A 20977-nucleotide genomic window follows, 5' to 3' on the forward strand; every position below is an offset into this window, starting at 1 on the left:
CCCTGATTTTTGGTATTAAAAAACCCTGTCTCAATTAAAAGGCAGGGTTAGGTGTGATTTGTTGGGTATATTTTAGATTATTAAATCAAATGCATATTCTAGTGAATAACCTGTACTAGCAGCTTTCACATACAACCAGCCATCTGAACCTATATAAGCAAGCAACTTAGTTGATACTTGCGTTTCAGAGAAATTATTAACATAAATGGTGGCTATCTCAGTCGGAGAGGAAGGGTTTTTAGAGATTGCCAATATCTTAATTCCCACGTCTCTATTTTCTTGATTGTCTACGTAGCAAAAATAAGGTTGATTTGGATCATTTGAAGTCGCAGATTTGAGTTGCACTCGACTCGACGCCCCGACATAACAAAGCATCTTCCAATCTGTAGTCAATGCAAGTATGTGGTGAACATGTCTACCAAATTGGATATACCTTGAATCTGTAAGCTTTGAAAGAAACGCCTCGCCTCCATTTAAAATACTATGGATAGGTTTTTTCTCAGAAGCTCCGTATTCTTGTTGAGGCATTGTGCAAACATCAAAATCAATTACCGAAATTGAATCTTTCTGGTAAAACTCATAATTCTTGCGTTCGTTAGCGGTAAGTGCTGAAGCTGACTCAAGAAAATCATAACCAAGAAATTTAACTGTTGCATATGAAAAATACATTCGCAGAACACTTGCATTTGTTGCAACTGCTTTAGCTCGCCAATCCTGTCCACTGATTGTCATGCCATAGCTACCAGTAAACGAAAACAATTCGCCCCTATGATTTTCACCGTTAAATTTACCTGATACACCTTTACAATCTACGAATCTATATGCGGTTGCTCCATTGTCTCCAGCTAAACCACAATGATCTGCACAACACTTAATGTCAGAATAAACAACTTTATCGAAAAGAAACGCTCTTGAGTTAGTTGAGGTTGCATATAACCAACCACCACGAAGTGATGTTGCTATGTTGAATATGTAACCATATGTTCCACCGTGCGCCCAAAGCTGACCAAAGTTGGTCATCCAGCAATCGTTAAATACATAATGTGTATGGTTGTTTTCAGCGTAGATATCATCAGCATAACCCATTGCTGATCTATGTCTATACCATCCTACACTGTTCTCAATTGGGCTTTCATGCTTTAAAGATATCCCTTTAACTGTTTCCGAAATCAAGTAAGCGGAAGCTCCTTCAGGGTTATCACCCCTTGGACTTGAAACAAGAACAGCATCTGTCGCTGGATCAGCTAAGTATCCAAGTCCCAATACATTATTTGTCTTTTTAATAAATTGTGTTGCTTCACGACCTGCACCGATTAGTTTTGGTGGAATAATATGTCGATTGGTTGTGTTAACTATTGCATTTGTAGTATAGAAAACACCAGCGCCTACTGTTACTTCCTTAACTGCAAGACTTTCGGTTGATGCACCTGCTGCTAAAAGCGCAGCATTCACACAAATATCATTTAAAACAAAATCAGGGTTTGGATGTGCTCCAAATATTTCTGCTGGAATCTTGCATTCAGTATTTAGAGCTATATAACATCCATAACCACTGGTACTTTTATTAGATAAAAAATCTGATAAATTTGCAAAGACAATGGTTGGGTCAATAATAGTTCCACCGTTGTGCCTATTCTTGGGAATTGTGCCATCGTACTTGTAAGACCATGCCCCAGTGTTTAAGTCCTTAAAATAGGATTTTGTTTTAATCGTTCTATTTATGTATAGAGGAATCTTTGATATATCAGCAACACAATCAACTGTTATTTCGTTTTGATTATCAATTTCCCATCCATTAGTAGTGTACTTAAAATTTCCTAAATTTCTAACATACGCAATTTGCCCAATTTCTCGTGGAACATAGGCTTGCAGATCACTTAGATTCTCAAAATTTCGTATGGTTTTATTGTTAATTTGCTTTTGGTTTTCATCACCATCTGCTACAAATTCAGCAAACCACCCCTTTTCGGCTGCAACATTTGCAAGGTTGTTATAGATTTGATTTGTTAATTCTTCAAGCTGGTTTAAAGAAACCCCTTGCCTTTCAATTTCGGCTAAAAATTGCGCTTTAGTTTCATCATTCAAGCTATCAACATATTCATTCAAATCTTTAATATTGTTATCGATCATCCAATTCAGGACACCCATTTCCTGAAGCTTTCGCCAGATGTTATCAAAGTCAGTATTCACTGTTGTTGGCTTTAGAGTAGCATTGTAGTTTGCATAATCATTTAGTCGTTCAAGTGGAGTATCGCGACGTATTTTGATATTTGCACCATTTGCAGGAGGTAATGCAAAAACTACAGTATCATTAACTGCATCGAGCGACCAACTGCCCACTGATGGCTCAAGATCATTAACTAAAACAATTAGATGATCTTGCTCTAAAACATCAAATTCAAGAGGGAAAATTTTAGTTACACCGTTTGCGGTGTATTCCTTGTAAGGAGTTTGTTCAGGTACCGCCATGATTATCACCCTATATCAAAATCTAAAGTGGCTTCATGCACACCACCGTTTGTTCTCCAATTAGGCGATTCATTAGCTTCAAGATTGTTGTGTATTTTTCCTATGCGTTCAGGTGAATCAGTGATTGCGCCCGATAGTGAATCAAGATAATCATCTTCTTGATCAGAAATGGCAGGATTAAACATACGCATTTGCTTGAATTGATCAGATGTATTTTCCCCTTCATGGGTATCAAGCACAGATACATGCGCCCACAATAATCCCGAAATCAAAGGACCTTCAATTCCATCTAGAATGCGCTTATTTTTTTGACCTACAGAATGATGTTCTTTAACGCCACAACGTATTCGTCTTTTTTTGAGTGCTGCCTTTAAAGCCGCAGGGGCGAATTTACCTATACCGTTTGTTTCAATTGTTATGCATGGTATATTGAAATTCTCAATCAGATCACATAATTGCCAAACTTGCCCACCTGTAACCTCGCCCAAATCATCTGAAATAATTACTTCGCCTTTTAAGGCAATTGATCTATGCCAAAACTTATTGCCTAGATCATCATGCAATACTAAAGTAACTGCTGATATATCTGATTTAAGTTTTCCTGAGCTTGGATCCCATCGAGCAGTCATACCAACAATTTGTCGCTCACCCAACATCATGATGTAGCGCCCATTGGCACGTTTTAAAACAGGCTCACAGTCATAAGCAACTAACTTATCAGGATCGAGACGAACATCACCAACAGGCTTGGCATGTAGTTGATACTGGGAATCCCATTCGTTAATCGTTCTACACTCTTTTCTTCGTTCTTCCATAATTTCAGGAGTAAATCTTTCTGACCAAAGTGCCTCACTATAAATATCAATAAGGTAATGTTGCTTAGTAAAAATTATCTTGAAGATATTGCCTTGTTTAATCCATTGATAATTTATGCCTTCTTTGAGCAATTTGGCTTGACTTCCAATGCCACTAAAAATATAGACAGGATCAAAATCAACAATGGCTTCAGTTACGTTTTCAAATCGTTTTTCATTTTTAAACATTTTAAGCACCAAACATTTTGCGCCTAGTTTTTGAATATGGGTGTATAGCGAATCATGTGTATGAGGCGTGCCTACAAATAGCTTTTGCCCACCGGGTATAAGAATGTGTGTTTGTTCAGATAATCTATAGCGAAGTTTTTCACGCGATTCAGGTGTGCCGATATTCCCCGGCACTTCAACATCGTCATTCTGAATTTCATTTGCTCGTGAACCTGTCACATTTGACAGAATGCCACGCGCATGAATAGAACCGTGGCGAACATCATTTGAACCTGTAACCCACCATTTCTGTGTTTCTCCACGCACCTTTTTAATATTAAATAACTGGCAAAGCGGATGACGCTCAAATACTTGTTCAGTACCACGGCTTACTTTGTATGCATCTGGATCGGTTGCGCCTTGATGCAAGATTAAGTGATTAGGATTGTTGTAGAGCTTCCATGCATTATAAATATCGAGAATGGTTGATTTACCGTGTCCACGTGGCATCATCAATAAACCAAGTGAGCCATAATCCTCCAAGAAGTCACAGACATCTAAGTGGAAATCAGGCACAACCCAATTCAGCGTTTCAGCATAAACGAGGTAGAAAGCCGCAAAACCAACCTGAATCATAATTAACTCGGGCGTTGGTTTTTACGTGCTTCAAGCTTTTCAGATACAGCCTTCAATAATTCTGCCGCTTGTGACTCAGGGGAAATCTTACGATCATTTGGATCACCCACCGAAAGCTCATCATCATTTAAGATGCGTTTCAATTTTTCCATGCAAGTTAATGCTTCTTTTGCACCCTTATAAAGCCAAACTTTATCGCCACGACCTTCCTTATCAAAAATGTCTTTCCCGTATGCCTCAGTCATTAAATCAACTGTGTCGGTACCAGCCATTTCCAAGCAAAGGATAAGTTTCTCTTTGGTTTCAGGCTTTAAGTGACCTACTTTTTTCTTTTCATCTGACATATAAAAACCCTCGCATAATAAGAAGTTATACGAGGGTTTGAGTTATGGTTTGTTGGGTGAGTTGCTATTGAATGACTTTGTCGAAATCAGGCGCTTGAATATCACCAATATCATCACCCCACCATTGAGTGCGATCTTGTTCTCGTTGAGCTTTGCGCATAAGTTTTTCACGGTAACCAGGTGCAATAACATCTTGCAACTCATCAAAAATCATTCGATTCATTGCAGCTTTTGTATACCATAAATTTTGTGCAGGCACTTTACTTTTAATTAATTTAAAAATTTCATTCGCTGCGTTGGTGTCTTTACCTTCATAAGCCTGTAAAGCGTTGCCTACAGTTACGCCCAACACAGTTTTTACATCACTACCCAATGGACCTGCAATAAAATCTGATGTTCCTCTGCCCGATGGGTCTGCGCCTGCTACTAGAATGTCACCCAATACAGATAAGCCACCACCTTGCACCGCAGATCGCGTAAAGAATTTAGCCAATTTATTCGGGTCTTCACTATCCCAAACAGTTTGAGGATCATTACCGTTGGCAATTTCTTTAAGCTGAACAACCAAAGCACCAAGCAATGTGGTCATTGCGAATATAGATAAGCCATACGCTGCCTTAGATGTGCCTTTGTCCATACTCATTGCACGTGAACCATGGCGCATAAGAAATGCTGCTGGAAAAGATTTGAATTGTAAAATACCTTTCACAATTTCGCCCATTGCTGTGCCTTTCTTTTGCCCTGCGCTCATCCACGTACGCTCACGCAATCCAGCTTCTACAACTGCCATACCTTGTTCATCAAGGATGTGTGCTTGGAATTGACTCGCTACTTCATCGCGAATCTTTTGTGCTAATTCTTTGCGATTATCATCAATGCTATTTGTAATTCCTTCAATAGCTTGAGAGCGTTTAGCTTGACGATCATTTACACGAGTTTGATATTGTGAAAATTCTTCATCCAATGATTTAACACGTTTATCCAATTCATTAAATTTCTTGTCAATTGACTTGTTTGCTTCACTTTCAGCCTTTCTAATTTTGGCGCGTAGTTCGACCATTCGACGCTCGGCATTACCCAAGCGCTTGCCTAGTTCCTCACCACGCCGACCATATTGCCCAGCATTACGCTCTACATTTTTACGTGTATCTTGAGCTGCTTTATCTGAGTGACGACCATCTTCGACTTGTTGCAAAAAGTCTTGTATTCGATTGGATTGCTTTTCAGCTTGTAGATAGGCGTTAATATCGACTTGAGCTGCCGCAACCTCGTTTTGGGTATTAAGCAAATCAATACGATCTTTTAGCGCTTGTTTTTCAGCACTGGATTTTGAATCTGTGCGATTTGCATAGTCTTGTAAGCGTTGTGACAACTGTTGTTTTAAGTCATCAATTTGCTGTGCCTTATTTGCTATGCGCTGATCATCTTCAAAATTACGCTGATTCAATTCGTTGAGCTGTGCATCGGTGTTGTCTTGTAATTTTTTAAAATCATCATCCATTGCACCTATGATTTTCTCATCGGGAATTTGATAGATAGACTTCGCCGACATTAACTGATTACCTTTGCGATCAACAATTGGTTCAGCAACTTGCATGACTTTCCATGCTCGCTCGTTTATTCCTGTTTTCTCCATCAATTCACGATCAATATCTGAAACCTGATCCCATGATTTAGAACGCGTTAATGTGCCGTATTTATTCATTAGCATTTTTGAGAAACCAACTTTTGATGCAGCAGTTAAAGCATTTAAGCCTGAAATTCTCATAATTTGAGTTGCAATTGCACTGGATAAACGCGCTATTTTTTGAGCCTTTCCACTTGTTGAGGCTAGACCATCATCCGACCATCGATTAATTGACCCTAACATTTCCTCGGTTGCCAGCCCTAAACTATGGGCATTGTCTCTATCTTCTTTATTCTTTGGATTTAATTGTGAGATCAGCTCTCCAAATGTTTTTCGGTATGCAATTCCATGTACTGATGCTGTTTTGGCAATCATGGCTTGGTCGGTTATTGAAGATAACATCGTACCGCCAAGCATGGATGCAACATTCATAGATCGATATGCTAAACCGAGATTTGCCAATACTTCCGATTGTGGTGTGTTCTGTCCTGTAAATTCCTCAAACATGGTTTGAGCACGCTTTCTTGATGCGTTTGTATCTTTGGGATTTAAGCCATTCGCCCAATCTTTTTGTTCTGCGGCATCCATTAAAAGCCGCATTGCATTTTTAGGATTACTACCAAGATTTTCAACCAGTGCAATATCTTTAGATAAGCCACTTACATGAGCCTCAACAAGATCAACAAAAGGTAATCCACCAAATTTCTGTTGATACTCCATCCACGAATCGGCATCTTTAAAATGTAAAACTCGACTTTCAGAATGACGACTGGTAACTTTTGATGCACCTCGCCCAGTAGTTTGCCTTCCAATTTCGGTTTTGTTTGCACCATTACTTGTTAAGGTATCAAAGGCATATTCAAGCAATTCTCGAATTTCTTGTTGAGAGTAAAATTCACCATTTTCATGCACATATTTTGAAGTATCAATTAATTGCTCAGATCGATTAACCCATTCATCTTTACCAACTTTTGCAATTTTTTCTAAGTTGTGTGTTTGCGGAAGCCCCCAATCATCCAGTTTTCCTATATCTCCACCCGAACGATTGAAACGCTCACGCATACTTTCAAAAACATCACCCATTTTATCTGATATTTTTTTGGCTAAAGTATCGCTAGTGTTTTCATTAAAACGTTCTCGTACAATATTTTGAACCAAGTCAAGATCAGTGAATACACCCGAACCACCTTTAATATTGGTATAAAAATCTGTTAAGTCTCCACGATAAATAGAAGCAATTGCACGAGCTTTAGAGTCTAAAGACTGTATTCCTGACATATCACCATGAGGCGCAACCATTCGGTCAATGACCTCTGATGCAGATAATGTTGGATGATCAAGCTGAGCAAGATTTTTACTTTGAGTAAGAATATCGTTTGCGGCAATTTTGTTTTTTCGCTTTATATCAGCCTTAATATCTATTGCGACCTGCTCACCTGCTGCGGTTAATTTTTCTGAATCTGACAAATTACGCCAAGCATCAATATCTTGTCTCGCACGTGACTTCATAGCGTCACGGATACGTTGCTCGATGTTATCTGCTTCTTGTTGTGTAAGTTGTGTTTTGCCTAAAGCTTTTGCTACGGCTTGTTTGCATTGATCTTTCATAAAAAATGCCCAAATGTTTTTAACAGTTGAGCATTTAATAAAGTGGGTTTTGTTGGGTGATGGGATTGGACAATCAAAACTTTTATAATTCAGATAACTCACTCCAATCTTTTAAAGTAGTCTCTTCCCATGTCTCATTTTCATATCTGTAAAGAATATGTCTCGATCCAATCATAGCCGTTTTGTAGTAAATGGTTTTTCCGTTTTTCTCTCTGAAATATTTAGCACTAGATGGGGCGTTAATTCTAATATCTTCAATGTTCATGGTTCTATCCTCTATCCGCTTACTAATTATACTATTATCCAAACTGTAAAGCACAACTAATTGCAGCTTGAGTCGCAGTTATATCAACTTCCGCCATTTTCGCTTCAGCTTCCAATTCATCCAATCGTTCACGCAATGTCATTGTTATTTCTTCAATGTTGCCCTGTGGGTCTGTACGGCTTACTGAAATCAATTGATCAGGGTTTTGCATAATAATATCTAGTGCTGCTTTTTCCTCATAAGAATCACCAAACAATGTGCCTTGACGTGGATCGCCCATGTTCTCGACTTCATTAATCTTGGATTGAATATTCTCTCCAATGGCTTTTGCACTGCGATTATTGGTGTCAAAAACATTTAGAAAGTCTTTTGCACCAGGTGACAAACCATCATCAAACAAAGTGCCCTGATTCAGATAATCCTGAACAGGTAAGCCATTGGCTTTTAGGTCACTGTATTTCTGCACAGCTTGCGCCAAATCGCTCGCAATTGTGTTTTGGTGTCTACCACCTTGTTTTACTAAATCATTCAATTGTGAGAGCTGAGGCGCTGATTTAAGCAATGCATTTAATACTGTCTTGCTGTCATCATCTAAGTTTTCAGAAAGTCGCTTAACGAGATTCGAGTCACCATAGGCACGTTGAACAATTGCAGACTCAATTCGACGCTTTCCATCTTGCGAAAGTTTGCCATCACTGGTGATTGCATTTGCTCGTTCTGTTTGTGGTAATTGGTCTACAAAACCACGAACATAATCCATGCTTTGATCAAGATTAATTGTGCCATCATTATTGATTTTTAAGAGACTCGAGTCAGGAAGTTTATCTGCATCATTGACAGCTCGTTCTGTACTACTGAATTGCGCTACATCACTTTGATTGGCAAGCTTTGCGAACTCTACGCGATCAGTATCTGTTAGACGTGTACGAACCAAAACAGGGTTATTGATACCCTCTATATCCAAACCTCGAGTGTTTGCAAAATCTTGAACAAATTGTCGATAGGCTTCACCTTTGCCCTGTTCATATGCCTTACTGATTGCCAATGTTCGACCATTACCCGATTCAACAACATTGTCCATACCGATGATAGGCGCACCATCTGAAAGTTTATACGACTCACCCAACCATTCAGGTTTAATATCATTCGCCATATCCTCAATCTGTTGGCGTGATGCTTCCCTTGTTCGGTCACGTGGTTGCAATTCGCTTGGGTAGTTTGGATTAACCCCATAGGCTTGATCATTGGATGCAATCAAATCGCTTAATGATTTGACCTCATACGCAAAGTCGTAACTTGAACCATCTAAGCCAATAGAAGTGCCAATATTATTACCGGTATAGTTTTTATATTTTCCAGTATTAAGAAAATCTCTCACTCGGTTGACATAATTAATTGTTTCTTGTGCTTTAGGTTTGCCATTTTTCTGCATAGCTTTACCATTTACAAAGCCACCATTGTAATGAGCTGCTAAAACTAAAGGGTCTTTGGTTTTATATTGCTCAGACATTTCTCGAACAAGATATAAAGCCATTTCAGTTGCATCATTAGGATTGTTTATATCCCATTTTTTACCATAGGTTTTCTCAAGCCCTGCCTGAGTTTCAGGCATAATTTGCATGATTGATTTCGCCCCTACAGGTGAAACCTGATTATTGTTTGACTTCTCACCTGCTCGACGGATAGCGAGTAGTAAAGGCGTTGCCCACTCCATATCCATTTGGCTTGCTTTGGAATGCAACACAGAATCTAGGCGAGGATCGTTATAGCGAATATTTTTATATTCAGAAGGCTGAATCGTTACTGTACGTTGCTTTGGTTCGCCTTTTACTTCACGAGGAATTTGAACCTGACGACCTGCCTTGATTTGATCGACTACTGTATCAAGATTAATTAAATGGTTGTTCTGCTGGACTGGATCAGTGGTATTTCTTGGTGAAAGTGTTTGCTCAAACTCTAATTCATTTTTGACTAAATTAGCTTGGATTTGAGTTTCTTTTGCTTCAATTTGATCAATATCTAAATTATTAATCTCATTGGCTACATCTGCATCAAGTTTAGCCTTATACGCGCTTACACCTCGTGCACCACCAAACAGTAAAGCATTCAAGGCTAAATCTGTTCCAACGCTTTCAGCAGTAATTTCATATTTTTTTGCCTGATCTTTGTAGCCTGAATTTTCAAGGATTTGACCACTTGCATACTGCCCTGCTGTAGACAAAGCTGTCGCCCCACCGATTGAAAGTGCTGCATCCTTAATTAAACCGCCTGTGCCTTTCATCCCATAAGAGATAGGGAGTGCGGCAGATACACCTGCTACAGCACCATCTACAGCAGCAGTTTTTAAAGCTGTTTCAGAATCCACACCTTTATTGGTTAATTCCTCAAAACTGTAATTTGTTTCTGATAACCCTGTAACACCAATAGCACCAACAGGACCAGCAGCTAAAGTACCAATGGTCGCTCGTGTTGCATAGTCGCCCAAGCTAAATAGAATATTCCCTACTGTACCTGTATTTTTAGTGTCTTGAAGCTGCTCAATTTCAGAAACTAATTGTTGATTTCTAACCTTGTTTTTTTCTTCATGTACTTCGCTGAATGATGGATCAGCTAAGTTAATGCCACCATCAATTCCATTCTTTTGAATATCCTCAGTCGCATATTGAACATGATCAGCAATTCGCTCAAATGGTTTAGCTACAGTATCAACCACTTTTACTGCACCTGCGACCAAGCCTCTTGGTACTGCGGTTGCAGCACCTGAGAATAAACTCGGTTCTTCTTTTATCGTTGGCTTACGTGTTAAACCTTTTGCATTGACTGCATCAACTTGTTGTTGATCTTCGCCTGAATATTCGGAAAGCCAGTTACTCATTACTTGGTTCTCCCTTTCATATTCACCCACCACTGAACACCCTTAACAATTAAGGGATTACCACGTTCATTGATAAGATCATATCGAATCTCACCTGTGCTTGAACGTGTTGCTGAACGACGCAATCTAAAATCCTCAAGCTCACCAACACTTATTCCAGTTTGTGAGGAGATATATCTCAATCCTTTATTTACATCTTTTTCAAATTCATCATCACTTAAACCGTAAGGCTTAGACACCTTCCATGTTCTTTGATTGCCATATTTTATGGGTTGATCATAAACACCGCCTGTAGCCATACTTAAAGCTGTTTTAGCAATATTTTTGCTTAAATCATCCTTATCTTTATGTTGATACCCGTCACGTTCAGATAAATGGGCATATATTGATTTAAACCCCTGAAAGGTCATATTTGCTGTTTCGCCAGATACAGAATTACCGACATACTTATTAAATTCTGATTTAAGCAGCTCATCCTTAGGCATAGTCAATTGTTTATTTTTAAGCGCCTGTGTGCCACTTAATATTGCTTTAGCCACATCTTCACCGTTAGTGGTTTTGTAGTCATTCATTCGTGCAATACCTGCCATGATATACGACTGATCACCACTACCTAATTGCCCTAGAGTTGCGCCCCAAATTTTATTTCCATTTGGAATATTTTTAGACTGCCCAATAAGCGCACCAATAAAATCAAGCTTTGCATTCACACCCATTGCATCAAATGCCTGCTTTGCTTCAGGAAGATTCTCTTCTGAGATTGGTTTTAATTTGATGTTTGGGTCACGTAAAGCATATTGATTCACACCATTTTCGACAGCTTTGGCAGCGAATGATTGTGGATTTGCTTTTAATTCCATACCAGTTAATTGATTAGGCTTTAAGCCTGCCTCACTTACCGCTTGGTTTGGGTTATTTTTTAACGTTTCTAACTTGTCGCGATAGATAGACTCATACACATTCATAACCTTGCTTTCATTTTCGGCATTGTTAGTGGTTGAGTTTTTCATAGCTGCTTTTTGGCTATTGATTTTAGAAAGCATATCGCTTGTAGATAAGCGACTAAATTTTTGAAAGTTTATTGAGTTTGATTTATAAAACTGAAAGTCACTTTCATTATTTGTGCCTTTGACTGCACTCTCTACATTTTGAATATAGCCACTGTCTAAGGCGCGTCCTGTAAGCACTTGTGTTTTAAAGTCATTAAATACTTTGTTTGATTGAGTAATGCGTTTATTTTCTTCGACTTGTGCCTTTTGATCTAAAGCACTAATTCTGCTTAAAACCTGTTTTTCTTTGTCTTGAACCGTTGGTCCATCTAAATATTTAAACTGGCCACCTCGAAGTTCACCAAGCAGATTATTCAAATCACCTACATTGTTATTTTCTACAGCCGATGTTACACGACCGTCAATATCCATTATATCACGTGTTACATCATACTTATTCAGACGATCAGCTTTATCAGCAACACTTAAATTCAGACCATCCAAGTTTTTAATTAAATACTGTCGCCCTGCTTCACGATCTTGGCGTGTGGAAATATCAAAAGCTTGGTTTGCAATGGTCGCACCCTTTTGAACATCGGCACGAAGCTGTAAAGGCAAAAAGCTTGTTGCTTGTTGGCTTGCTGTGCTGTTCCAATACTCTTGTAATTTCTTTTGAGCATGCATGGGCATGTCAGATTCGAGTTGCTTATAGCGATCATTCGACCAAGTTTTTAGTTTTTCGTCCGCTTGTTGTGCGTTAATTGTTCCGTTAGCAAGGTCGTTTTTCAAAGTTGAAACTTGATTGCTCATTTCTGTGGTCATCACATCATCAAGCTTTACTTTCGCTTCTTGCTCAGACACATCATTATGATAAAGCTCAAGGCGTTTCGCTGTCACTTCCTGCTCTTGAAGTTTCTCATCACGTGCCTGTACTGCACCGCCAATAGAATTACCAATTGCGGATAAACCAGTCATCGGAGTATGTTGCTGTAAAGTTGGTTGAGCTGTTTCACGACCTCTTGAACGTGGTATTAACATTATTTCCACCCCATAGCCTGAGAGCCTGCATCAATAAAGCTACTGGCTGATTTCATACCATAGCTGTTTCGTTGCATTTTACCCTGTTGTCTAATCTGATTTGCTTGCCAATTAGAATCACTGAGATTCATTGTTGAGTTGTACGCAGCATCACCAAGTATTTGATCTTGAATATTTGCCGCTGTACCTACATCAACGTTTAAGCCATTTTCTGCCGCTGCTGCTCGTGCGGATGAAGCATCTTTATTGCCCTGCTCAAGTATCTTTTTTGAGTTAAGTTTTGCCACAGATCGGACTGTTTTGGCATTACCCTTAGAAATTGCATCAGCTTGACCTGCATTTACAATGCCCTCAACGCCACTAAAAACGGATGATATAACTCCACCATTGCACATAGTTAAACCCCCATTTCCAAAACATAGCCTGTCAATTCAAAGCCTAAAGACTCATATAAACTTATTGTTCTTTCCGCTTTGATGCCTGTAATTGTGCCGAGTTGAATTCGATCTGCATTGTTGAGCTTCGCCCAATCAATAAAGTTTTGAATCAACTCACTCCCTGCGCCAGTTGTACGATATTCTGGCAACACATAAACACCTTGCTCGAATGCAAGGCGCTGACCTGTGCGCCAATCCACATCTATACAGCCGATTAATGCACCAATGACATTTGAATATTCATCACAGACCAACAAAATTGATTCTTGCTTTTCAATTAAAAGGGTAAATAACTGTACTGCCCGATCTTCATCAAAACCTTGATGCTGAAATTTTGGTGATTCCTGAGTGAGACGCTTGCCGAAATCAACAAGCGTGTCCAAATCCTGAATTGTTGCTGTTCTCACAAACATCTCTATTTCTCATTGATTGATACCAACATAGAGATACTTTGTACGTGATAAGGTTGAGGTTTGTTGTGTGTTAATTTCAATTCAAGGCTATGTAATGGCTGCCATCCTGTTAATGCTGTATCAACATAGCCGGTGAATAGATTATTTTTGAAAGCCTCAGATGATACTTTTTTATGTTGCAACTCATAATTATTAACAAATCCCCCGATGCTATCCTTGATCCATACTGTTGCTTCATGAACTGATATTTTATGAAACATGGTTGTACTTGGTACTTGACTGAAATCAGGAGGGAGTAAATCAACTTCAAACAAGAATGGTTGACCACAATAATAAGTTTGTCCTGGTTCTCTTTGAATATCCAATTGCTCTGAATACCAATAACCATCACTGTTTGACCAGTTTAAATAAGGGGTATTCAGCTGATTTTTAGGTATGGTATTTCCCTCAGCATAAATAAACTCACAATCACTTTGAGCTGATTCAATTAATTCTTCTAAAAATATAGAACCTTTACGGTTTGTTAGAATGAAACATTGATCTGAACCGCTTAATGTTGGCAATGAACATACAGAAATAACCTCACAACCAAAGTCATGTAATGCCCATGCATTCATTTCTTGATCACGATTCAATGTAATTGAAGCAACCTTACCATCATTTAAGACAATCCAAACCAATGAATATGGTGTTTGTTGGTAGGTTAATTCTTTAATGCCACCATGTTTTTGAGCAATGTGTGGTGCAATTGCTGACAGCTCAGGAGATACCAAACCATCAACTTCGTATCGATATGATAATGCACGTAAACGCTCTCCACCTCGTTGAACAAATAATAATTCACTTCCTACTTGGCAGGGTTTTACGTCTTTCTGTGCCCCAAAAGTTGTGTGTTGTTCAATTTGAGCTGATGCAGGTGTAAGTGCACCAGTTGAACTAATTAAGAATTCAGACCCACCAGTGAGCGCAACTACGCCACCACGTTGTGCTAAGTGTAAAATGTTATCTGACTGTGAAGATGATGAAGCAACACTAAAGGCATCTGCATCATCTGTGGATTCTAAAAAGTCGCCATCGTTACCAATCGACCCAAACCACAATTGATTTGGATTTGTTTTTGTATTAGCAAATACTAAACGCTGTTTGAAAAACACCACCGTTCTTGGATATCCTGTGGAATCTGTGAATGCCAAAGAATTAAGTGTCCAAGACTTTGCGATAGCTTGAATATCAGAAGTAAGCGCCACCATAACTTCACCAATAGCATCCGTAGGTGATGACACCGATGTGATTTTAACTTGACCACCATTGATTGAAATGACAGCACCTACATGATCAACTGTAAATACAGATGCATCACCTGCTGCCACACCAACCCAATTGCCAGATGTTGGACTAGGCTCGCTCGCCTTGTTATCAGAAGTTGCTCGCCAAGTTTGTCCTGCGTGAATTACACGGTCACCTATTAAATACTGTTCTGTATTGTTCCAAGCAGGGAATGCTGTTGCTGTAAGCCCAATTGATCGCCCAACGATTGTCCCACTTGGTTTAAGTGAAACGTTAGGGGATGTACCTAGCTCATCCGTTGGTTGTACTGAAAACGTGAAAGGTGAAAATTGCCAATTCGTAAAATCTGCAGAACACAAGAATCGATGTACACGCGTGTCACCTTGCACTAAATACATGCGATAGCGAGTATGAGCAAACTGTATTTCCTTAACTTTTTGAGCAGTGTTATATGGAGTCGCTACTTCATAGACAATACTATATGTGCGTGGATCATAAACCTTTAAAAATCCAGCACCCAAGATCAACATATAGGCATTTTCAGAACTTGGAATAAAGGGAATCAAACGCAAAGCACCTGCAAACACATCTTTAAAACGTGTGCCTGGTCTTTTCTTTGCCCCACCCTCCACAAGTGGAATCGCATTTAAAAGTGTTTTTGCTCCATTTGCATATTGCTGTACGTCGGTACGAGTCCATAGCAAAGGACTGAGCTCACCACTACTGAGATTATTTTTTAATACCCAACTACGCATTAGTAACGCCCTCCGAGATATGATGACTCGCTGTATTGCATATCTTCGCTCTGGCGCTCTTGTGCATTTACTCTGCGTGCTTTAGCGATTTGGCGCTCATATTCGGCTTTTGCGGATTCACCTGCTGCATCACTACCAGTTAAGGGCTTACATAGTCGTGAAGCAAGTTTAAGAGCCATAGCTTCAACTAAAATTGAATCCCATGTGTCCTCATTGCTGTTATCAAATATGTAAATTAAACGTAGCTCATTATTGTTTGATAAAATATGCCGATTCTCAATTTCATATTGACATTGCCCTGCATCAATTAAACGTAAAAAATCTTTAGGTAATGGGAATGCATGATTGAAATCAAAGGCTGGATATGTAGTTACAGGCGCAAGAATGGTTCGTTTTTTAGCACAAGACCATGGATGATCACGTAAAACCGATTTACGTGTTTGGTCATAAACATTTCGACAATGCTCTGCTGTTGTTGTTTCCTCTTCGAAACTAGAAATAGAACGCTCTCCAATTAATGACAAAGCGTGATTACAGATAGATATTTTTGTTGTGGTCATAAAAAAGCCCTCAAGTTTTATTTATCTTGAAGGCTTTTAGGTTTTGATTTGTTGTGTTTCGGGGCAAAGGAAACGTAGATAAATCTACTCAACAAAATCTTGTAAGATTTCAATCAACCGCTTTGCAGCATCTTTACTGATTACTAGATCAGAATTTTTCTGATTAATACAAATAGTGCTTTCTTCAACTTCAACATCTAAATCAAAGTATTTTTCTTGCTTAATTTTTTCACTCATCTAACTTTCCCCTAGGCATTAAAAACCCCACACCATTAAGATGTGGGGAGTGGTTTAGATTTCAAAATCAATTGCGACTACTTTTGCTTCATTTCCACGACCTGCTGCAAATGAATGAACACCGCCTACTTGGCTGATATTCTTTTTATCTGGACGTTTAGAAATATCAAATCCAGTAATATCAGCATCACCAAAATGAACTGCTGAACCTGCATACATACCAGTGCGTCGTTCGGTTGCACCGCCTGCCCCGTTGTTGAGTTTTTCGTAAGGAATCCAATTTACACCCAACCACTTACCTGCAACAGCACCTTCTTGGAGCATTTTAACTGCCATAAAGTCCGCACTTGTAAGTGTTGTGTCACCTAAAATATCCTCAAGCATTGAAGCTGTGTATAGCATATTTAGGGTTTCACCATTATGTTCATCACATTCATTCAGACGGAATAGAGATTTTGCTTTAATGATTTTTTGTTTGAGGGTTCCAAATCCTGAAAGAATGATTTGTCCAGCTGGCAAATTCACCGTAGAGACTGATTTTACACCTGCATCATTCACAGTAGTACGGGCAATACCACCAACCAATGCTTGATAAATAATATCGTCAGTTTTGCGATTACGAGCACTGATTAAGTTTTTCATATACTTATCGGTTGGAATTGCTTTTAATTTTGGGAGATCACGAGATTCAATTGGAATGAATAGATCATAATCCGCCATTAAAGCAGTACGAACACCTGTGTCAGGAATTGTCCAAGCAGTATCACCGAAACGATTGCCTGATGGTGACATTTCCACTTGCCCCATATCATTAATCGTGAATGATTCACCTGTAATTTTCCCACGATTCACAACCGTTTTTAACAGTCGTGATTCATTTTGCATTGCTGCAACTTCGTACGCATCATGGTATTGTGTTACAAACGCTGCCGTGATTTTGTTTTCATTAGCCATAGGTTAAGCCCCTTACTGGTTTAATTTTGCATAGTGTTTTAGAACTTGGGCATAAACACGTTTGTGGTCAGGATGACTTTCATTCATATATGCCTCTGATGCAATCAAGTCTGATACATTGTCAGTGCCACTTTGCTGTGTGTTTAATGGAGGCATATCTTCTTGCAATGCCTTGCCGTAGTAAGCTGCCAAGCGAATGCCAAAGGTTGGAGAATCCACATCTTTTGGGTCTAAACCTGCCGCTTGAACTGCTTGTTGAGCTAGTCGAATATTTGCATCAAAGTCACCGCCCCACTCAGTCTGTAATTGCTCTAGTTGGACTGCTGTGTGTTGGTCATATGCTTCAAGCACAACACCCAACTGCTCATTAGAAATACCTGCTTTATGGGCGTTTTCTAAAAATGACTTATTGCTTTCGTCTGCTTTGAATGATTCAAAGTCAAAGCCCTCTAAAGTCACTTCATACTTATCTGCTGACTCTGGAAGATTTGGTTTTTCTTCTTTGGTTTCAGTTGGCTTATCAGTGGTTTGTGTTTCTTCATTTGGTGTGGTTGTTTCTGTTGAAGTTTGAGTTTGCTCAGTAGTCTGAGTCTCTTCACCACCTTGATTTTGTAGATCATCCATTGTCTGCTACCTCGCTGTAATTTGGATCATTGGCTTTATTGATTTGATTAATCATGTAGTGGACCACGCTTTGTTGTCCTAACTTGTAATTGGTTTCCCGATCTGTGCTTGAGAAAGCATCACGGCAATACATTTGTGTTAAATGCTCTAAGATTCGCTGACCGTTTATGTCTAAATCAAACACGACTCGATAGGTCTCGGGCGTAGGTCTTGTTAGTTCTCGCTGCCTGAAATAAACGCCTGATTCTTTGGTTTCATCGTCATTTTTGGTCAGACTTTGTTCAAGTTGCTTTCGATGTTCCTTCTCTAACTCATAATTTTTTGAGAATGTTTCAATATCTTCATAGGCTTCAGTCAGCTTTTGATTTACTTCCTTTAGCTCTAATTCAGTGGCTTGATGGCAACGATTTTCCTCCCAATACTTTTCTTGCCATTCTTCATGCTTAATCTTTTGGAAAATTGCATAAATTAGGAACACAATGGCTATTGCTATAACTACATAAATCACTACATCACCTCACTCGTTAATTCATTTTCAAGCCCTTTACCCACTGCATTGGCAAGTGGTTGTGCCAGTGTTTGAGCTTGTTCTTGTTGTACTGCCTGTTGCTGTGCTTGTTGTCTTTGTTGACGAATAGAATCAATTTGTTCTTGGGTGCGCAGAATTGCTGTAGGTACACCCAAGCCCATGCCTGTGACTTGAGCCACTGCATCCATATCAACGTTGTCTAAAATGGTTTGATCGATATTCGCTACACCTGCAATGTTCGTAATGAAGCGCTCAATTGCTGTGACTTCTTCAAGCTGTTGTGATCGAGCTAAAGCAGAAATAAACTTGAATGAAAGATTGCGCCCTTGCATTTCTTCTGGTGCGTCACCGATTGCGCCTGCACGATATGCAAGTCCGAAAGTACGCTCCAACAACGGTGTTAATAATTCAGCTTGCCAACGACCATATAAAGGACCTAGTTGCTGACGAATTAAATCGACACGCACATGCACTTCTGTTGCTGTCATTGCAGGACCATCTTGCGGTTGCAATTGGTCTGCCATCATTTTTTTACGGATACTGCTCTGAATAAGACCAAGCATTTCGATACCGACTTGATAGCCTTTGCCATCATCAATTCGCTTAATGCTTTCAACACTATTCGCAGTAATAATTTTCCCACCACCAAGACGAACAGTTCGTGGGTTCAATGTGCCGTCATCTTCCACAACCCACATACCTAGTGTTGAAATCTCAGCACTTCGCACAGTGTCACGCATAAGAATGTTTGCAGTCTTTGCATCGGGCAAAGCAATTGCGACTTGACCAATTCCATATACAGAACGAGGCAATTTTCTGAATCGTGGCACAACATAAGGAAACTCGTTGTAGCCTGATTCTTTTAAGATGTGCTTCGCTTCAACTTCTATATGATATGAAGCAAAAGACTTATTCTTGGCTAGGGTGTATAGATCATGAGAAGCCTTGATATTTCTAGGCTCAACAACAGTTACAACTTTGATCTTACAATCAGGTTTTTCTTTGTAAGTATTGCGGACTTTTTCACTTACTTTATCTTCTCCATATTCAGCAACCAATGCGGCTGCAGTCATTTCAAATTCACGATAAAGCGTGTCAATTTTTTGGTCTTGTCGAGTTGTTGAGAGATAGCATTGACCAATATCATAGGTCTGGAATACATATCCACCACCTACTTTGCGGTCAATATCTACATACATCACGCCCCAACCTGCAACAACACAATCTAAAACAAGATCAAAGATTTCACTGTCATAGTTTGCGCCATGGATATTTCGCCAAATGAACTGACAAATCACATCAAGCCATTGCTCACCTTCTGTTAATTCGGCAGGATCATCCACACCATCAGGCACAGCTTTAAACCACAATGCATTTGCAGGCGTAGTACCTGAAATAATGCTCGATGTAAGAAGCTGTGTTGCCTCTGCTAAAGTTGAATCCAGTAGCTCGGCACGTTGGGTTTTGCGACTATCCGTTACATCATCACCAATAAACGATTGTTGGCGCTCAGGCGCAGCATAACGATATGCCTCTGTCCACATTGGTTCGTAACGTACACGTTCAGCTTTTAGCTCGCTTAATCGCTTACAATACCTTGCTACTAAATCACTCATAATTAGCCACCGCCGAGTGTTGTTTTCTTCTGATTTTGGTCAGTTGAAGTAAGCACCTCTGAAGCTTGGCGTTTTTTACGTTGTGCCTTAGCTTGGTTTTGTGCTTCCTGTGCTGCGTTTTTTGCGTCTGTTTCTGCTGCTTGAGCGTCATAGCCTTGTGATGCTTGCTTAGTGTTGGTTAAGCCGATTGCATCCGTAACAGTAGAAAAGACTTTTCCTAAGCCACCTCCACACATTAGTCAGCCTCCTTTGTGGTCCATCCATCTTTTGTCAAAACAGGAACGCGCTTTGCAGGCTGTTTAGGCTGTTGAGCATCAAAGGCAACAGGCTGAGATTGATTTTTTAATTGTTCGATCTGAGCTTTTGCCTCTGCCAATTCACGTAATAAATCTTCTTGTGATGGTTCAGTATGCTGACTCTCAGTCACACCTGTTACAGCATCCTGAATTTCAGTCGTTTGCTCAGGTTTGGTTTCTTCTGTTGTTTCTGGTTGCTTACTCTCAGTCACACCAGGTGTATTTATTTTGCGCTCAGCCATAAAAAAGCCCCATCGTTAGTGATAGGGCTAGTGTTGGGCTTTATGTGTTTAGGTTTGTTGGGTGATTTTAGTCTTGCCACCCTTTAGGAATTTGCATTGTTAACCCCCAATCAATTTAGATAATGGCTCTTTGAACAAATGAGCTAAAACCAGA

Annotated in this window: 18 protein-coding genes; all 18 read right to left on the reverse strand. The window is 39.5% G+C overall.

Features of this window, described 5'->3' with window-relative positions; translation table 11 throughout:
- Positions 1 to 72: 72 nt before the first annotated feature.
- Complete coding sequence (locus F938_RS03985) at positions 73 to 2469, reverse strand: hypothetical protein (protein WP_005029595.1); 2397 nt, start codon at positions 2467 to 2469, stop codon at positions 73 to 75.
- Positions 2470 to 2474: 5 nt separating this feature from the next.
- The gene (gene terL / locus F938_RS03990) at positions 2475 to 4127 is read right to left on the reverse strand and encodes a phage terminase large subunit (RefSeq protein WP_005029597.1); all 1653 of its coding nucleotides are present in this window, start codon (positions 4125 to 4127) and stop codon (positions 2475 to 2477) included.
- Positions 4128 to 4129: 2 nt separating this feature from the next.
- On the reverse strand, positions 4130 to 4471 hold the full coding sequence (locus F938_RS03995; protein ID WP_005029599.1) for a hypothetical protein: 342 nt from the start codon (positions 4469 to 4471) through the stop codon (positions 4130 to 4132).
- A gap of 64 nt (positions 4472 to 4535) precedes the next feature.
- Positions 4536 to 7706, reverse strand: a complete 3171-nt coding sequence (locus F938_RS04000) for a hypothetical protein (protein ID WP_005029602.1) — start codon at positions 7704 to 7706, stop codon at positions 4536 to 4538.
- Positions 7707 to 7788: 82 nt separating this feature from the next.
- Complete coding sequence (locus F938_RS04005; protein ID WP_005029604.1) at positions 7789 to 7971, reverse strand: hypothetical protein; 183 nt, start codon at positions 7969 to 7971, stop codon at positions 7789 to 7791.
- 34 nt (positions 7972 to 8005) lie between these two features.
- Complete coding sequence (locus F938_RS04010) at positions 8006 to 10846, reverse strand: transglycosylase SLT domain-containing protein (RefSeq protein WP_005029607.1); 2841 nt, start codon at positions 10844 to 10846, stop codon at positions 8006 to 8008.
- On the reverse strand, positions 10846 to 12873 hold the full coding sequence (locus F938_RS04015; RefSeq protein WP_005029609.1) for a hypothetical protein: 2028 nt from the start codon (positions 12871 to 12873) through the stop codon (positions 10846 to 10848). Before F938_RS04015 ends, F938_RS04010 begins: the two co-directional genes overlap by 1 nt.
- Positions 12873 to 13268 carry a hypothetical protein gene (locus F938_RS04020; protein ID WP_005029611.1) on the reverse strand — a complete coding sequence of 132 codons (396 nt, stop codon included), beginning with the start codon at positions 13266 to 13268 and terminating at the stop codon, positions 12873 to 12875. The genes F938_RS04015 and F938_RS04020 overlap by 1 nt, the downstream gene beginning before the upstream one ends.
- A 2-nt stretch (positions 13269 to 13270) precedes the next feature.
- The gene (locus F938_RS04025; RefSeq protein WP_005029615.1) at positions 13271 to 13723 is read right to left on the reverse strand and encodes a GNAT family N-acetyltransferase; all 453 of its coding nucleotides are present in this window, start codon (positions 13721 to 13723) and stop codon (positions 13271 to 13273) included.
- Positions 13724 to 13725: 2 nt separating this feature from the next.
- The gene (locus F938_RS04030; protein ID WP_005029617.1) at positions 13726 to 15765 is read right to left on the reverse strand and encodes a phage nozzle protein; all 2040 of its coding nucleotides are present in this window, start codon (positions 15763 to 15765) and stop codon (positions 13726 to 13728) included.
- Positions 15765 to 16325, reverse strand: a complete 561-nt coding sequence (locus F938_RS04035) for a phage connector family protein (protein ID WP_005029618.1) — start codon at positions 16323 to 16325, stop codon at positions 15765 to 15767. The genes F938_RS04030 and F938_RS04035 overlap by 1 nt, the downstream gene beginning before the upstream one ends.
- Before the next feature lie 84 nt (positions 16326 to 16409).
- The gene (locus tag F938_RS24445; protein WP_005029620.1) at positions 16410 to 16562 is read right to left on the reverse strand and encodes a hypothetical protein; all 153 of its coding nucleotides are present in this window, start codon (positions 16560 to 16562) and stop codon (positions 16410 to 16412) included.
- A gap of 54 nt (positions 16563 to 16616) precedes the next feature.
- Positions 16617 to 17516 carry a phage capsid protein gene (locus tag F938_RS04040; RefSeq protein WP_005029622.1) on the reverse strand — a complete coding sequence of 300 codons (900 nt, stop codon included), beginning with the start codon at positions 17514 to 17516 and terminating at the stop codon, positions 16617 to 16619.
- A gap of 12 nt (positions 17517 to 17528) precedes the next feature.
- Positions 17529 to 18140: a hypothetical protein gene (locus F938_RS04045; RefSeq protein ID WP_005029625.1), complete on the reverse strand. Its 612-nt coding sequence runs from the start codon at positions 18138 to 18140 to the stop codon at positions 17529 to 17531.
- On the reverse strand, positions 18133 to 18648 hold the full coding sequence (locus tag F938_RS04050) for a Bbp19 family protein (RefSeq protein WP_005029627.1): 516 nt from the start codon (positions 18646 to 18648) through the stop codon (positions 18133 to 18135). Before F938_RS04050 ends, F938_RS04045 begins: the two co-directional genes overlap by 8 nt.
- Positions 18648 to 20285: a portal protein gene (locus tag F938_RS04055; protein ID WP_005029629.1), complete on the reverse strand. Its 1638-nt coding sequence runs from the start codon at positions 20283 to 20285 to the stop codon at positions 18648 to 18650. Before F938_RS04055 ends, F938_RS04050 begins: the two co-directional genes overlap by 1 nt.
- A 2-nt stretch (positions 20286 to 20287) precedes the next feature.
- Entirely contained in the window at positions 20288 to 20521 is a 234-nt protein-coding gene (locus tag F938_RS04060; RefSeq protein WP_005029630.1) for a hypothetical protein, read from the reverse strand.
- Entirely contained in the window at positions 20521 to 20823 is a 303-nt protein-coding gene (locus tag F938_RS04065) for a hypothetical protein (RefSeq protein ID WP_005029632.1), read from the reverse strand. The genes F938_RS04060 and F938_RS04065 overlap by 1 nt, the downstream gene beginning before the upstream one ends.
- Positions 20824 to 20977 lie beyond the last annotated feature (154 nt).

Origin of the sequence: Acinetobacter bereziniae LMG 1003 = CIP 70.12, assembly GCF_000368925.1 — a bacterium.
GTDB lineage: Bacteria > Pseudomonadota > Gammaproteobacteria > Pseudomonadales > Moraxellaceae > Acinetobacter > Acinetobacter bereziniae.

Coding starts and splice junctions, on each gene's coding strand:
- F938_RS04000 (WP_005029602.1), bottom strand. CDS start 7,706: ATGAAAGATCAATGCAAACAAGCCGTAGCAAAAGCTTTAGGCAAAACA.
- F938_RS04065 (WP_005029632.1), bottom strand. CDS start 20,823: ATGGCTGAGCGCAAAATAAATACACCTGGTGTGACTGAGAGTAAGCAA.
- terL (WP_005029597.1), bottom strand. CDS start 4,127: ATGATTCAGGTTGGTTTTGCGGCTTTCTACCTCGTTTATGCTGAAACG.
- F938_RS24445 (WP_005029620.1), bottom strand. CDS start 16,562: ATGAGTGAAAAAATTAAGCAAGAAAAATACTTTGATTTAGATGTTGAA.
- F938_RS04055 (WP_005029629.1), bottom strand. CDS start 20,285: ATGAGTGATTTAGTAGCAAGGTATTGTAAGCGATTAAGCGAGCTAAAA.
- F938_RS04005 (WP_005029604.1), bottom strand. CDS start 7,971: ATGAACATTGAAGATATTAGAATTAACGCCCCATCTAGTGCTAAATAT.
- F938_RS04025 (WP_005029615.1), bottom strand. CDS start 13,723: ATGTTTGTGAGAACAGCAACAATTCAGGATTTGGACACGCTTGTTGAT.
- F938_RS04030 (WP_005029617.1), bottom strand. CDS start 15,765: ATGCGTAGTTGGGTATTAAAAAATAATCTCAGTAGTGGTGAGCTCAGT.
- F938_RS03985 (WP_005029595.1), bottom strand. CDS start 2,469: ATGGCGGTACCTGAACAAACTCCTTACAAGGAATACACCGCAAACGGT.
- F938_RS03995 (WP_005029599.1), bottom strand. CDS start 4,471: ATGTCAGATGAAAAGAAAAAAGTAGGTCACTTAAAGCCTGAAACCAAA.
- F938_RS04010 (WP_005029607.1), bottom strand. CDS start 10,846: ATGAGTAACTGGCTTTCCGAATATTCAGGCGAAGATCAACAACAAGTT.
- F938_RS04015 (WP_005029609.1), bottom strand. CDS start 12,873: ATGTTAATACCACGTTCAAGAGGTCGTGAAACAGCTCAACCAACTTTA.
- F938_RS04040 (WP_005029622.1), bottom strand. CDS start 17,516: ATGGCTAATGAAAACAAAATCACGGCAGCGTTTGTAACACAATACCAT.
- F938_RS04020 (WP_005029611.1), bottom strand. CDS start 13,268: ATGTGCAATGGTGGAGTTATATCATCCGTTTTTAGTGGCGTTGAGGGC.
- F938_RS04060 (WP_005029630.1), bottom strand. CDS start 20,521: ATGTGTGGAGGTGGCTTAGGAAAAGTCTTTTCTACTGTTACGGATGCA.
- F938_RS04045 (WP_005029625.1), bottom strand. CDS start 18,140: ATGGATGATCTACAAAATCAAGGTGGTGAAGAGACTCAGACTACTGAG.
- F938_RS04035 (WP_005029618.1), bottom strand. CDS start 16,325: ATGACCACAACAAAAATATCTATCTGTAATCACGCTTTGTCATTAATT.